The 12,929-nt window shown below is 59.0% G+C and carries 12 protein-coding genes; 6 read left to right on the top strand and 6 right to left on the bottom strand.

Going from position 1 to position 12,929, the window contains the following annotated elements:
- Positions 1-112 precede the first annotated feature (112 nt).
- Both PMI22_RS00625 and PMI22_RS00630 read right to left on the bottom strand, forming a co-directional pair.
- Positions 113-1,579: a nucleobase:cation symporter-2 family protein gene (locus tag PMI22_RS00625; RefSeq protein WP_007949408.1), complete on the bottom strand. Its 1,467-nt coding sequence runs from the start codon at positions 1,577-1,579 to the stop codon at positions 113-115.
- Between the two features lie 226 nt (positions 1,580-1,805).
- Complete coding sequence (locus tag PMI22_RS00630) at positions 1,806-2,705, bottom strand: LysR family transcriptional regulator (RefSeq protein WP_007949407.1); 900 nt, start codon at positions 2,703-2,705, stop codon at positions 1,806-1,808.
- A gap of 142 nt (positions 2,706-2,847) precedes the next feature.
- Between PMI22_RS00630 and speB the strand changes: the two genes are divergently transcribed.
- On the top strand, positions 2,848-3,807 hold the full coding sequence (gene speB / locus PMI22_RS00635; protein WP_007949406.1) for an agmatinase: 960 nt from the start codon (positions 2,848-2,850) through the stop codon (positions 3,805-3,807).
- A 54-nt stretch (positions 3,808-3,861) separates the two neighbouring features.
- On the opposite strand, the gene PMI22_RS00640 is transcribed toward speB, so the two are convergent.
- Positions 3,862-4,914 (bottom strand): aldo/keto reductase, encoded by a 1,053-nt coding sequence (locus PMI22_RS00640; RefSeq protein WP_007949405.1) that lies wholly within the window; start codon positions 4,912-4,914, stop codon positions 3,862-3,864.
- A 347-nt stretch (positions 4,915-5,261) separates the two neighbouring features.
- Here PMI22_RS00640 and zapE point away from each other — a divergent pair, with 347 nt between their 5' ends.
- The 3 genes from zapE (at position 5,262) to PMI22_RS00655 (ending at position 7,574) form a co-directional block, all read left to right on the top strand.
- Positions 5,262-6,380 (top strand): cell division protein ZapE, encoded by a 1,119-nt coding sequence (gene zapE, locus PMI22_RS00645; protein ID WP_007949404.1) that lies wholly within the window; start codon positions 5,262-5,264, stop codon positions 6,378-6,380.
- 18 nt (positions 6,381-6,398) lie between these two features.
- The gene (locus PMI22_RS00650) at positions 6,399-6,980 is read left to right on the top strand and encodes a DinB family protein (RefSeq protein ID WP_007949403.1); all 582 of its coding nucleotides are present in this window, start codon (positions 6,399-6,401) and stop codon (positions 6,978-6,980) included.
- Positions 6,981-7,076: 96 nt separating this feature from the next.
- Entirely contained in the window at positions 7,077-7,574 is a 498-nt protein-coding gene (locus tag PMI22_RS00655) for a GNAT family N-acetyltransferase (protein ID WP_007949402.1), read from the top strand.
- A 65-nt stretch (positions 7,575-7,639) separates the two neighbouring features.
- On the opposite strand, the gene PMI22_RS00660 is transcribed toward PMI22_RS00655, so the two are convergent.
- The 3 genes from PMI22_RS00660 to PMI22_RS00670 all read right to left on the bottom strand — a co-directional run bounded on the left by PMI22_RS00660 (position 7,640) and on the right by PMI22_RS00670 (position 10,153).
- Positions 7,640-7,849, bottom strand: coding sequence for a hypothetical protein (locus PMI22_RS00660; protein ID WP_007949401.1), 210 nt, complete (start codon positions 7,847-7,849; stop codon positions 7,640-7,642).
- A gap of 192 nt (positions 7,850-8,041) precedes the next feature.
- The gene (locus tag PMI22_RS00665) at positions 8,042-9,778 is read right to left on the bottom strand and encodes a phosphoethanolamine transferase CptA (RefSeq protein WP_007949400.1); all 1,737 of its coding nucleotides are present in this window, start codon (positions 9,776-9,778) and stop codon (positions 8,042-8,044) included.
- Between the two features lie 192 nt (positions 9,779-9,970).
- Entirely contained in the window at positions 9,971-10,153 is a 183-nt protein-coding gene (locus tag PMI22_RS00670) for a DUF6026 family protein (RefSeq protein WP_007949399.1), read from the bottom strand.
- A gap of 270 nt (positions 10,154-10,423) precedes the next feature.
- Here PMI22_RS00670 and gnd point away from each other — a divergent pair, with 270 nt between their 5' ends.
- Positions 10,424-11,404 (top strand): phosphogluconate dehydrogenase (NAD(+)-dependent, decarboxylating), encoded by a 981-nt coding sequence (gene gnd / locus PMI22_RS00675; RefSeq protein ID WP_007949397.1) that lies wholly within the window; start codon positions 10,424-10,426, stop codon positions 11,402-11,404.
- Positions 11,401-12,924 carry a glucose-6-phosphate dehydrogenase gene (gene zwf / locus PMI22_RS00680; RefSeq protein ID WP_007949395.1) on the top strand — a complete coding sequence of 508 codons (1,524 nt, stop codon included), beginning with the start codon at positions 11,401-11,403 and terminating at the stop codon, positions 12,922-12,924. The genes gnd and zwf overlap by 4 nt, the downstream gene beginning before the upstream one ends.
- Positions 12,925-12,929 lie beyond the last annotated feature (5 nt).

The raw sequence follows: 12,929 nt of genomic DNA, 5'->3' as shown, positions 1-12,929 counted from the left end.
GAACGCAGGCTTCGCCAGCTGCTACGGTCCGCGTTAAGGCTTAACTGATCGGCATTAGGGCAAGCCCGCTCCCACATTGGCTCTTCAGCGTACCTTTAATCGGATTTACCAGTTACTTGCACTGAACCGCCCCAGGCGTTGCGGGTTCGGCCTTGGCCGGCAGATCGGGGTTTTCCATGACCTGAAGGATCGAGGCTTCCGGATCAAAATCGTCTTCTTCCAGCTCGATGAATTCCTCGGGCAGGAAGATATTCAGCACGATAGCGCACAACGCCCCGACGGTAATCGGCGATTCAAAGATGTTGTGCAGCGCCAGCGGCAACTCGCGCAACACCTCCGGTACTGCCGCCACACCCAGGCCCATGCCGAGGGAAATCGCCACGATCAGCATGTTGCGTCGGTGCAGGCCGGCTTCGGCGAGGATCTTGATCCCGGCCACCGCCACGGTGCCGAACATTACCAATTCGGCGCCGCCAAGCACGGGCTTCGGCATCAGTTGCAGCACCGCGCCGATCATCGGGAACAACCCCAGCAGCACCAGCAAACCGGCGATGAAGAATGCCACGTAGCGACTGGCGACACCGGTGAGCTGGATCACGCCGTTGTTCTGGGCAAACGTGACCATTGGCATGCTGTTGAACACGGCAGCCATCGCCGAGTTAAGGCCGTCGGCGAGCAGGCCGGATTTGATCCGGCGAATGTAGATAGGGCCTTTGACCGGTTGCCGGGAAATCATCGAGTTGGCGGTCAGGTCACCGGCAGCTTCCAGCGGCGACACGAGGAAAATCACCGCAATTGGCACAAAGGCGACCCAGTCGAAGTTGAAACCGTATTTGAACGGCACGGGCACGCTCATCAGCGGTACATCGGGCAGGCTGGCGAAATTGACGTCGCCCATCAACCAGGCCACGACATAGCCCAGGGTCAGGCCGATGACGATGGCTCCGAGGCGCAGAAAGGGCACATCGACCCGGTTCAACAACACAATGGTGCCGAGCACCAAGGCTGCCAGGGCCAGATGACTGGCTGCGCCGAGGTCCGGCGCTCCGAAGCCGCCGGCGATGTCGGTCATGGCCACTTTGATCAGCGACAAGCCCATCAGCGTAATGATCGTGCCAGTCACCACCGGGGTGATCAGCATCCGCAGTTTGCCGATGAACTGGCTCAGCGCCACTTCAATGAACGCAGCAAAGAAGCACACGCCGAAGATCGTCGAGAGTATTTCATCGGTGCCGCCGCCTCGTGCCTTGACCATGAACCCGGCACTGAGAATCACACTGATGAACGAGAAACTGGTGCCTTGCAGACACAGCAAGCCGGAGCCGACCGGGCCGAACCGTCGGGCTTGAACAAAGGTGCCCAGCCCCGAGACGAACAGCGCCATGCTGATCAGGTACGGTATTTCACTTTGCAGGCCGAGGGCACCACCCATGATCAGGGTCGGCGTGATGATGCCGACAAAACTCGCCAACACATGTTGCAGGGCGGCGAAGACGGTGGCGGTCAGGTGCGGGCGGTCGTTGAGGCCGTAAATCAGGTCGTTGTTGCGTGCAGCGGGGGCTTTTTCAGAGGCGGTCATGGTTGATTGCGTGCCAAAAGGCGGGCTGGGTCAGAAATGGAGGCGCAGGATGCCAGCAGCGGGCATCAAGGGCAACGAACAAGATCTGCCGCCTTACACCGATCGTTCCCATGCTCCGCGTTGGAATGCAACCCGTGACGCTCTGCGTCACATTCAGAAGCGCAACGCGGAGCGTCCCTGGCGGCATTCCCACGCAGAGCGTGGGGAACGATCACTGCCTGAAAGGTCAGGTTTTTCTGAAGGCAGCAAGCAAATCCTGCTCAAATGCCTTCTGCGCATCCCCCGGTACTTGTGCGCGATGCCTCGCCAGATGAAATTCGACCTCAAAACTCATCTCGCCCTGGCGCACGGCACGCAACAACCCCTTGTCTTCCCAACTGCGGGCAAAGTGATTGGGCAAATACCCCACGTGTTTGCCGGACAGAATAAAGGCGAGGGTGCCTTCGACTTGCTCGGAGCGTGCTGAACACAGTTTTCCTTGAAACGGTTCGTCGGCGCGCAGAAACCGATAGGGATGATCGACCGGGTCGCAGGCTTGCAGCGCTTCATCGTTCGGCGCGACATCGGTGAACAACGGATGGCCGGGAGCGCAATACAGGTGCTGGGTCTCGGTGAATAATTGGCGGTAGTCAAATGCGCTCTGGATCCGGGAGAAATAGCCGATGGCCAGGTCCAGCCGTTGTTGCAGCAGCAAGCGTTCCATTTCGCCGGGCATGGCACTGATCAGTTCGATGCGCACCGATTCATCCCGCTCACGAAAGCGCCGGATCGCATCCGCTACCCGTTGCAGCACCGATTGATCAAGGGCTTCGGAAAGACCCAGGCGCACTTCGCCAATCAATCTGCCCGCCACGCCGTTGGATTGATGACGAAAGGCTTCGATTGATTCGAACAGCCCACGTGTGGCGGTCAACAGCTGTTCGCCCTTGGGCGTGACCTTGAACCCGCCCTTGCCGCGACTGCACAAGCGATAACCGAGGCGGGTTTCGAGCCTGGCCATTTGCTGGCTGATGCTCGACTGGCTCAAACCCAGCTCGCCTTGGGCTGCGCTGAAACCGCCGCACTCGACCACGCGCACAAACAGGCGCAGCAGTTGCAGGTCGAGGTCGTGAAGTTGCCCGAGCATCAAACATTACTCCGCCATAAAGTCAGGTTAACAAACTTGATATTTTCCCAATGTATCCGAGCGCGCACGCTGGCACCACTTCCTCCGCGCACTCGCTTGTGGAGCACCTTCCATAGCCGCCAATAACAAAAAGGAGATCTCCATGGACGCCCCGACGCAAAACGATCAGGCCATGACCCGCGACAGCCTCTATGGAACTGCCGCCGAAAGCACCTACGCCGGCATCACCAGCTTCATGCGCCGTCGCTACAGCCGCGACTTGCGCGGTGTCGAGGTCGCGGTCAGCGGTGTCCCGTTCGACACTGCCACCAGCAACCGCCCCGGCGCACGTTTTGGGCCACGCGGCATTCGCGCAGCGTCCACAGGAATTGCCTGGGAGCGCCACTGGCCGTGGACCTTTGATCCGTTCGATCACTTGGCGGTCATCGACTATGGCGATTGCGACTTCGATTACGGTTCACCGCACACGATTCCAGAAAGCATTGAGGCCCACGCCGAACACATCCTGAGCAGCGGCAGCGCCATGCTGACGTTCGGCGGCGATCACTTTATTACTTACCCGCTGCTCAAGGCCCATGCGCGCAAACATGGCCCGTTGTCGCTGATCCACTTCGACGCCCACAGCGATACTTGGCCGGACGAGGACGGCAAGCGGGTCGACCACGGCACCATGTTCTGGCATGCGGCCAGGGAAGGGCTGGTGGATCCGTCGCGTTCGGTGCAAATCGGCTTGCGCACCACCAATGACGATCACCAGGGTTTTCAGGTGCTGGATGCGCGTATGGTGCATCGCCAGGGCTGCGAGGCGATTGTCGAAGCGATCCGGGCGAGGGTAGGGGATAACCCGGTGTACCTGACGTTCGATATCGATTGCATCGACCCGGCGTTCGCCCCAGGCACGGGGACGCCGGTGTGCGGTGGCTTGAGCACCGTGCAGGCGCTGGAGATTCTGGGCGGATTACGCGGGATCAATCTGGTGGGCATGGACGTGGTCGAAGTTGCGCCGGCCTATGATCACGCGGACATTACCTCACTGGCAGCAGCGACATTGGCGATGGAGATGCTGTGTTTGTATGCGGCGAGGCACAAGGTCGACCGCTAACACGCGGTCAAAATGTGGGAGCGGGCTTGCCGGCTCCCACATTTTTGATGTGTGTCAGGCCACTGGGATGATGGGCAGGTCGAGGGTATGGTCACCGCTAAACCGTGAAAAAGAGCCGGCAAGCGTTTCGTGCGGCACACCTTTCGCCACATCGCTGGCGTCATCGAGTCGCGACAACTGATCCGCGTTCAGTTGCACGTTCAGCGCCCCCAGCGTCGCATCCAATTGCTCACGGGTGCGCGAACCCAGAATCGGAATCAGCGCGGTGGTCGAGCGCTGGGCTTTTGCCCGCAACCAGGCAATGGCCACGTGCGTGGCGCTCGCCTCCAGTTCGGCTGCAACGGCGAGCAACGTGTCAAGGATGGCGGTTTCCCGGGCGCCTTTTTCCGCATGGATCAACATGCCGAGTTTGGACGCGCGATTGTCGCTATCGTTGGAGCGGTACTTGCCGGTAAGAAAGCCGCCACCCAATGGCGACCACAATGTCGCGGCCAGGCCCAAGGCTTCTGCCATCGGCAGTTGTTCACGTTCGGCAGTGCGTTCTGCCAGGCTATATTCCACCTGAATCGCTGCAATCGGCGAAAAACCACGCACTTCGGCCAACAAGTCGGCGCGGGCGATTCGCCACGCTGGGAAGTTCGACAGCCCCGCGTAATGGATCTTGCCGGCGCGCACAAGATCATCGAAGCCGCGCAAGATTTCTTCCATTGGCGTCACACCATCGCTCATGTGCGCCCAGAACAGGTCCAGGTGATCGGTTTTCAGCCGGGTCAGGCTTTCTTCCACGGCGCGAACCATGTTTTTGCGGTTGTTACCGGTGTGGGAAATGCTCGCGGACGGCGTCGTCCCCACGGTGTACTTGCTGGCGATAACCAGACGATCGCGCTCTGCCGCGATAAATTCACTGAGCATGACTTCCGACTGACCCGCCTGATAACCGTTGGCGGTGTCGATGAAGTTTCCGCCGGCCTCCAGGTAGCCATCGAAAATACGCTTGGCTTCGTCGCGTTCGGCACCATGACCCCAGCCAGTGCCGAAATTGCCGGCGCCTAGCGCCAGTTCCGAAACCCGCAAGCCGGTTTTGCGGCCAAATACTTTGTAATGCATGGGGTGACTCCTGAGGAAAGACGCCGGGATTGAATATAAATGTCTGGCGACATGTATTAAATATGATGCCAATAATATTAGCCGTCAAGACGCTTTGCCCTTGCTGGTCAAACGAGGCGACGGCCGGCCCCGCAACGAACAGGGAAGCTCCTGGCTGGAGCGCAGCCCGTAGCAGCTGCCGAGCCTGCGAGGCTGCGTCCGGCGACGCAGTCGCCGTAAAACCAGGCACTGCGGTGTAACGGAAAAACCGCATTCGCAGGATCTACGACGACTTCGTCGCCGAACGCAGCCTCGCAGGCTTGGCAGCTGCTACAGTCCGTACGCATAAGGGACGTATACTCCCGCCCATGAATGTCGACTCTCCGTTAAGCGCCTGGCAGCACGCCATCGAGCACAAGGGTTTTGTCCAGGACGAAGCCCAGGAGCACGCTGTGTGGGCGCTGCAAAAATGCCACGAAGCCTTGCATGAAGGGCGAGCGCCGATCATGGGCGTTTACCTGTGGGGGCCGGTCGGGCGGGGCAAGACCTGGTTGATGGATCAGTTCTACCAAACCCTGCGTGTGCCGGCCCGACGTCAACATTTCCACCATTTCATGGGCTGGGTGCACCAGCGTTCGTTTCAACTGACCGGCACCGCCGACCCGTTGAAGGCGTTGGCGCGCGAGTTGAGCGAGGAAGTGCGGGTCCTGTGTTTTGACGAGTTGTTCGTCAACGACATCGGTGACGCGATCATTCTCGGGCGCTTGTTTCAGGTGATGTTCGAGCAAGGCGTGGTGATGGTGTGTACTTCCAACCAGCCGCCGGATCAGCTCTACGCCGATGGCTTCAACCGCGACCGCTTTGTGCCCGCCATTGAGGCGATCAAGCAACACATGCAGGTGATTGCCGTGGAGGGCAGTGTAGACCATCGTCTGCACCCCGGCGCTGCGTTGCAGCGATATTGGGTGAGCGATGCCGCGCATCCCGACGCGCTCGGCGACGTGTTCAAGGCGCTGACCATCGGCCAGTCCGTGTCCAGCGAGCCGGTCACGGTCGGCTACCGTCAGGTCAATACCGTGCGGGCCAGCGCCGGCGTACTTTGGTGTCGTTATGCCGACCTGTGCGAGCAACCTTTTTCGGCCATGGACTTCATGACCCTGTGCGACACCCACAGCGCTATTCTTTTGAGTGAGGTGCCCAACCTCAGCGCGCAAAAACGTGAAGGGCGCATCGCCCGAGGCACTGAAGACGCTGCCGAACACGTGGTTGCGGGGGACCGCGAACTGCCGCAACTGTCGGTTCACGACGATGGCGTGCGGCGTTTCATCGCGCTGGTGGACGAGTGCTACGACCGCAAAGTGCCGCTGTACCTCGAAGCACAGGTGCCGATGGAGGCCTTGTACACCGAGGGTTATCTGGAATTTCCGTTCCGTCGCACCTTAAGCCGTTTACAGGAAATGCAGCTGCAACGTTTCGCTGAAGCCTAATTTCCGGGAGCCGCGAACATGAATCAGCCCCTGTCTCATCACTTGCTGACCATGGCTTATCAGAACGCCTGGGCCAATTATCGACTGGCCAAGGCTTGGCACCAGTTGAGTCCGCCTGAACTGTCAGCGCCTCGCGTGAGCTTCTTTCCCAGCCTCATCGCCACCCTCAATCACATCCTGACCTGCGACTGGTTCTACGTGGATGCGCTGGAGCGCGAGTTGCGCGGGGACGTTCCGCATCATGATTGTTACGTTTTTTTCAAAGAAGACGTTCCGTTCACCGTCGGCGCTGATCTGAGGCGCGAGCAATCCCTCGTCGACAATCGATTGATCGCTTACTGCGAGCAATTGCGCGACGCAGATCTGGGGCGAATCGTGACCATCGCCCGGGACACGCCGCAACATGACAGTCGTTTGCGCCTGCTGTCCCATCTGTTCGAACACCAGCTTCATCATCGCGGGCAGGTGCATGCCATGCTCAGTGGGACCTCGGTCGCACCACCACAACTGGACGAGTTTTTCTGCGCGGGCGAGTGGGGTCTGAGGGCGGCGGATTTTGCCGAGCTGGGCTGGACCGAGACGCTGATCTGGGGCGTTTGAGGCAGGATCAGGTTGTGGGCGATGGCGACTCGCGATAATGTCCTTCGACTTTGCGGCGCGAGTGACGCGCCGGGACCACTCGACGGGATAGCAACGATGGAAAGGGAATCCGCAGACATTCTTGTACTACAGGCCAGCTACACCAACCCGGTACACGCCGAGGCGATCGGTGTGGTGCTCAATGCCTATGCGCAAGACCCTATGGGCGGCGGACAGGCGTTGCCCGAGGATATTCTGCTGCAATTGCCCGGGGAGCTGGCCAAGCGTCCCCATGCCTTCAGTGTGCTGGCCTTTGTCGACGGCGTGCCGGCCGGGCTGGTCAACTGTTTCGAAGGCTTTTCGACCTTCGCTTGCCGGCCGCTGGTCAACGTGCACGACGTGTCAGTAGTGCCGCAGTTTCGCGGCCTGGGGCTGAGTCAGAAGATGCTGCAAAAGGTTGAGGACATTGCCCGCCAGCGTGGCTGCTGCAAGATCACCCTGGAAGTCCTCGAAGGCAATACGGTTGCGCAAGCGTCCTACGGCAAGTTCGGTTTTGCCGCTGGCATGTTCGACCCGGCCCATGGTCGCATGCTGTTCTGGACCAAGAGTCTTTAAGCGCGCACGAATGTTTTGAGCAGGCATGAAAAAGGGCGCCCCTCGGGACGCCCGGCGGGCTTGAATTACTTCGGTTTGTACGACTCGGTCATTTGCGCGGTTGGATCGGTAGGTACTGGCAGCTCGATGTTTTTGATCTCGAAGCCATTAGCCTTCTGTTGGGCGAGATGCAAACGCTCGTAGTAGAAGCGCATGCGTTCGCCGCCGTGTTCTGCAAAGGCTGTGGCTGAACTGAAGATCAACAGGCTGGCGAGGATCAGGGGTGTACGTTTCATGGGTATCTCCCATTACGTGTAGCGGGGGCCTTTCGTCCGTGAACCAATATCGAAATGACATTATCCGCCGATTTGCTCAAATGGGAATGAGCACGTTCGAGCCTCCCGTCCAGGCTTCATGTGACGGTATGTAGCAAAAAGGCGTTGCGCAGGGACACAGCAAGAGGGGCCGAAAACGGCCCCTGAATACATCTACTTTTGAACGACTGCCGGTTCGGTTTTCGGCTTCATCAGGCTGAAGTCGATCAGTGGACGCGCTTCACGCTCATAAGGGTTACCGATCATCAACGGGCGCGGCTTGAAGCTGTCACTGACCAGGCTCTTGCTGCGGTCCAGTTCATCAGCATTCAAACCGGCCAGATCCGCCCAGGTGTGAATCAGCTGCGAGCTGCTGTAAGGCCGGCTCAAGTCGGCAGCAAAGTTCCAGTCATGGTTTTCGCGCCATTTTGGCGAAGCCCAGGCCATGAAGGGAATGGTGTACATCGGTGCGGTCGGCTTGTTCTCGTTACGCCCCAGGGTCGTGTGACCGACGGAGTCGAACACATCCTCGCCGTGGTCGGAGAGGTACAGCAGGAAGCCATTCGCATCGGACTTGGCGTAGTCCTTGATCAGGCTGGACACCACGAAATCGTTGTACAGCACGGCATTGTCATAGCTGTTGTACGTCGGCACCTGATCGTCGCGCACGCCGGCCGGCACACCTTTGCGGTCGGTGAACTTGTCGAACGCCGGAGGGTAGCGGTACTGGTAGCTCATGTGTGTGCCGAGCAAATGCACAACGATCAGTTTGCGCGGCGCCGCATCGGCCAGGGCCTTGTTGAACGGCTCGATCACGTCGCCATCGTACTGGGCGGCATTCTGGTTACGGTTGTTGTTCAGGTACACCTGCTCGTCGGCCTGCTCAGAGAAGGTCGTCAACATGGTGTTGCGCTTGGTCATGGTCTGCTGGTTGGTGATCCAGAACGTCTTGTAACCCGCCTGTTTCATCATGCTGACCAGCGACGGCGTGGACAGGTAAAGGTCCGGGTTTTCTTCGTCAGCGAAGGTCAGCACCTGCTGCAACGCCTCAATGGTGTAAGGGCGCGGGGTGATAACGTTGTCGAAGACCGCCAATTGATCCTTTAGCTTGTCCAGTTCCGGCGTGGTTTGACGCGGGTAACCGTAGAGGCTCATACGCTGACGGTTGGTGGACTCGCCGATCACCAGCACCAGGGTGGCGGGCTGGTTGGCCATCGTATCTGTCAGGTTTTTCAGCGGAGCAATCTTGCTCGTGCTGTGCAACATGTCCTGCATGCCCGCCAGGGTCTGGAGATAACGGTGGTAAGCCACAACCATCTGCCATGGCACGGCAGGCTCGATGCGGGTTTCGAACTTATCGAAGCCTTCAGCGAAACTGCCGGTACGCGCGGTCTGCTTGACCAGCGGGTAACCAACCACGGCAATCACAACGGCTGTCGCCGCCACTAGCGCTTTCCAGCGCGGCAGATAAATCGGGCGCAAGCGAGTCCACAGGAAATAAGCGAACAGCGTGTGGGCGAGGAACGCTGCGACCATCCACCAGGCGAAGTACTGGGTCATGTATTCGCCAGCTTCAGAGATGTTCGACTCGAACATGATGAAGATGACGCTCTGGGAAAATTCCTGCTGATAAATAAAGAAGTAACCCAGGCTGGCCATCGAGCAGGCCCAGAGCACGACGCCGATCACTGCCGCCATTACGCGCGTCTGTTTAGGGAACAACAGCATCGGCGCAAGCCAGATGGCGCTCATGACAAAGGCCTGACGGAACCCGGTGAAGCCCGAAGTACCGGTCAGTTGGATAAGTAATTGGGTGATGCCGGAGAAATACCAGAAGAACAGAAATAACCAGAGTAAACCTGCCCAATCGAAACCTTCCGCAGACGTATTGCTGCGTTTAAACAAAGCCATGCAACGCTCCAGCCAGAAATCACTACGACGTCGAGCCATCCATTGCCGACGAAAGAAAACCGCACGAGAACCGAGCGGCCATAATGATTGGCAGTATCAATAAGCAAATGTGAAGAAATTGTGAAAGCGTGTGTCGCAGGGGAAAGGCGGGGGCGGAAACAGCGGAAGGCTGTCTCCGAATGACTTGAAAAATCAGGCGTGGGGGGCGCGCTGTTTAATGGGCAGGGGTGTCGTCTGAGTGCCTTGAGTCAGCTGACGCAGTTGCGCGAGTTCCTGTTTCAAGAGGTCGCGCTCTTCTTTCAACTGGCGCAATTCCTCGCGATGGATCGTGACGTAAAGAGTTTGTGCGGGTCGTGCTGCGTGTACTGTGCCCATTGCTCACCTCGCAAATGGCTGACTCAACTGTAGACCTGCCCTGTGAGAGGGTGCTGATCCACTATCGGCGCTGATTTTGAATTCTTTTTATCGCCAAGGGAACTTTTTTATTTTTCATGGTCGTTGTGTCTTCGGTGTGATTACCGACGTTATCCATCAGGATCGGGCACAATGCCCGGAAACTATGTGCCAACGCTCTGGACTAACCCCATGAGTCACGTTGGGCTATAACCTTTGACACACATTATTTGTAGTAGGGAGCATCAGCACATGCAACTCGGGATCATTGGACTGGGCCGCATGGGCGGCAATATTGCGCGGCGCCTGATGCTCAATGGGCATACCACTGTCGTTTACGACCGCAATACCGCCTTCATCGAAACCTTGACGGCCGAGGGCGCTACGGGCGCCGCTGACCTGCCGGCCCTGGTTGCTGGCCTGGAGAAGCCGCGAGCGGTCTGGGTCATGCTGCCTGCTGGCGCACCGACCGAAGACACCATCGACACCCTGAGCACCTTGCTCGAAGCCGGCGATACCATCATCGACGGCGGTAACACCTTCTATAAAGACGACATTCGCCGGGCCAAAGCCTTGGCGGAAAAAGGCCTGCACTACATCGACGTTGGCACCTCCGGCGGCGTCTGGGGTCTGGAACGCGGCTATTGCATGATGATCGGCGGCGACGCCGACGTGGTGAAACGCCTGGACCCGCTGTTCGATAGTCTGGCACCGGGCATGGGTGATATTCCGCGCACCAAGGACCGCAAGTCCGATGACGATCGCGCGGAACGTGGCTACATACACGCCGGCCCAGCAGGTTCCGGGCATTTCGTGAAGATGATCCACAACGGCATCGAATACGGAATGATGCAGGCCTTCGCCGAAGGTTTTGACATTCTCAAGACCAAAGCCAGCACCAACCTGCCGGAAGACCAGCGTTTTGACCTGAACGTCGCCGACATCGCCGAAGTCTGGCGCCGTGGCAGTGTGGTGTCGTCCTGGCTGCTCGACCTGACGGCCGACGCGCTGGCCAGCGACCCGAAACTCGACGGTTTCTCCGGTTCGGTGGCTGACAGCGGTGAAGGTCGCTGGACCATCGAGGCCGCCATGGAGCAATCGGTGCCTGTGCCGGTGCTGTCGAACTCGTTGTTCTCCCGCTACCGTTCGCGCGGCCAGGGCACCTTTGGCGACAAGATTCTATCGGCCCAGCGCTTCGGCTTCGGCGGCCATGTGGAGACTTCGAAAAAATGACCCGTCTGATCCGCAATAAATCCAAGGCAGAACCCGCACCACCGACCACGCTGTTCCTGTTCGGTGCCCACGGTGACCTGGTCAAGCGCCTGCTGATGCCGGCGCTGTACAACCTGAGTCGCGACGGTCTGCTGGGGGATGGATTGCGGATCATCGGCGTTGACCACAACGCCATTACTGACGACGCCTTTGCCCGCAAGCTCGAAGACTTTATTCGAAGCGAAGTGGCGGCCAAGGTCGGCAAGGGCGATCAAGCCCTTGATCCGCAGGCGTGGGCCAAACTGGCCCAAGGTATCAGCTACGTCCAGGGCGACTTCCTGGACGACAGCACTTATCAAGCACTGGCGGCGAAAATCGCCGCCAGCGGCACCGGCAATGCGGTCTTTTACCTGGCGACCGCGCCACGTTTTTTCAGCGAAGTAGTGCGTCGGCTCGGCGCAGCGGGTTTGCTGCAAGAGACGCCGCAAGCATTCAGAAGGGTGGTCATCGAAAAACCGTTCGGCTCCGATCTGCAAACCGCCGAAGCCTTGAATGCGTGCTTGCTCAAGGTGATGACGGAAAACCAGATCTACCGGATCGATCACTACCTGGGCAAGGAAACCGTGCAGAACATTCTGATCAGCCGGTTTTCCAACAGCCTGTTCGAAGCGTTCTGGAACAACCATTACATCGACCACGTGCAGATAACCGCCGCCGAAACCGTCGGCGTGGAAACCCGTGGCAGTTTTTATGAACACACCGGCGCCTTGCGGGACATGGTGCCCAATCACCTGTTTCAGTTATTGGCGATGGTGGCAATGGAGCCGCCGGCCGCGTTTGGCGCCGATGCGGTCCGTGGTGAAAAAGCCAAAGTCGTGGGGGCCATTCGCCCTTGGTCTACCGAAGAGGCACGGGCCAATTCGGTCCGCGGGCAATACGCCGCTGGCGAAGTCGACGGCAAGCCATTGCCGGGGTATCGCCAGGAAAACAACGTGGCGCCCGACAGCACCACCGAAACCTACGTGGCGCTCAAAGTCATGATCGACAACTGGCGTTGGGTCGGTGTGCCGTTCTACTTGCGCACCGGTAAACGCATGAGCGTGCGCGATACCGAGATCGTTATCTGCTTCAAACCGGCGCCGTATGCGCAGTTCCGTGATACCGAAGTCGATGAGCTGCAACCGACCTACCTGCGGATCCAGATCCAGCCTAACGAAGGTATGTGGTTCGACCTGTTGGCCAAGCGGCCTGGCCCGGCGTTGAAGATGGCCAATATCGAACTGGGCTTTGCCTACAAGGACTTCTTCGAAATGCAGCCGTCCACCGGCTACGAAACCCTTATATATGATTGCCTGACCGGCGATCAGACGCTGTTCCAGCGCGCCGACAACATTGAGAACGGCTGGCGCGCCGTACAGCCGTTCCTCGATGCCTGGCAGCAGGACGCGACGGTTCAGCATTACGCGGCCGGGGAGGATGGCCCGGCCGATGCCGATGAGCTGCTGGCCCGTGACGGTCGCGTCTGGCATAGCGTTGGATGAGGGGC

Source organism: Pseudomonas sp. GM21, from assembly GCF_000282215.1.
Classification (GTDB): domain Bacteria; phylum Pseudomonadota; class Gammaproteobacteria; order Pseudomonadales; family Pseudomonadaceae; genus Aquipseudomonas.
The sequence above is the reverse complement of the archived record's forward strand: the minus strand, read 5'-3'. Positions and strand labels throughout refer to the sequence as shown.

Bases quoted from the DNA above. Each gene is read 5' to 3' on its own strand.
- PMI22_RS00625 (WP_007949408.1), bottom strand. From the start codon at position 1,579: ATGACCGCCTCTGAAAAAGCCCCCGCTGCACGCAACAACGACCTGATT.
- PMI22_RS00630 (WP_007949407.1), bottom strand. From the start codon at position 2,705: ATGCTCGGGCAACTTCACGACCTCGACCTGCAACTGCTGCGCCTGTTT.
- speB (WP_007949406.1), top strand. From the start codon at position 2,848: ATGGACGCCCCGACGCAAAACGATCAGGCCATGACCCGCGACAGCCTC.
- PMI22_RS00640 (WP_007949405.1), bottom strand. From the start codon at position 4,914: ATGCATTACAAAGTATTTGGCCGCAAAACCGGCTTGCGGGTTTCGGAA.
- zapE (WP_007949404.1), top strand. From the start codon at position 5,262: ATGAATGTCGACTCTCCGTTAAGCGCCTGGCAGCACGCCATCGAGCAC.
- PMI22_RS00650 (WP_007949403.1), top strand. From the start codon at position 6,399: ATGAATCAGCCCCTGTCTCATCACTTGCTGACCATGGCTTATCAGAAC.
- PMI22_RS00655 (WP_007949402.1), top strand. From the start codon at position 7,077: ATGGAAAGGGAATCCGCAGACATTCTTGTACTACAGGCCAGCTACACC.
- PMI22_RS00660 (WP_007949401.1), bottom strand. From the start codon at position 7,849: ATGAAACGTACACCCCTGATCCTCGCCAGCCTGTTGATCTTCAGTTCA.
- PMI22_RS00665 (WP_007949400.1), bottom strand. From the start codon at position 9,778: ATGGCTTTGTTTAAACGCAGCAATACGTCTGCGGAAGGTTTCGATTGG.
- PMI22_RS00670 (WP_007949399.1), bottom strand. From the start codon at position 10,153: ATGGGCACAGTACACGCAGCACGACCCGCACAAACTCTTTACGTCACG.
- gnd (WP_007949397.1), top strand. From the start codon at position 10,424: ATGCAACTCGGGATCATTGGACTGGGCCGCATGGGCGGCAATATTGCG.
- zwf (WP_007949395.1), top strand. From the start codon at position 11,401: ATGACCCGTCTGATCCGCAATAAATCCAAGGCAGAACCCGCACCACCG.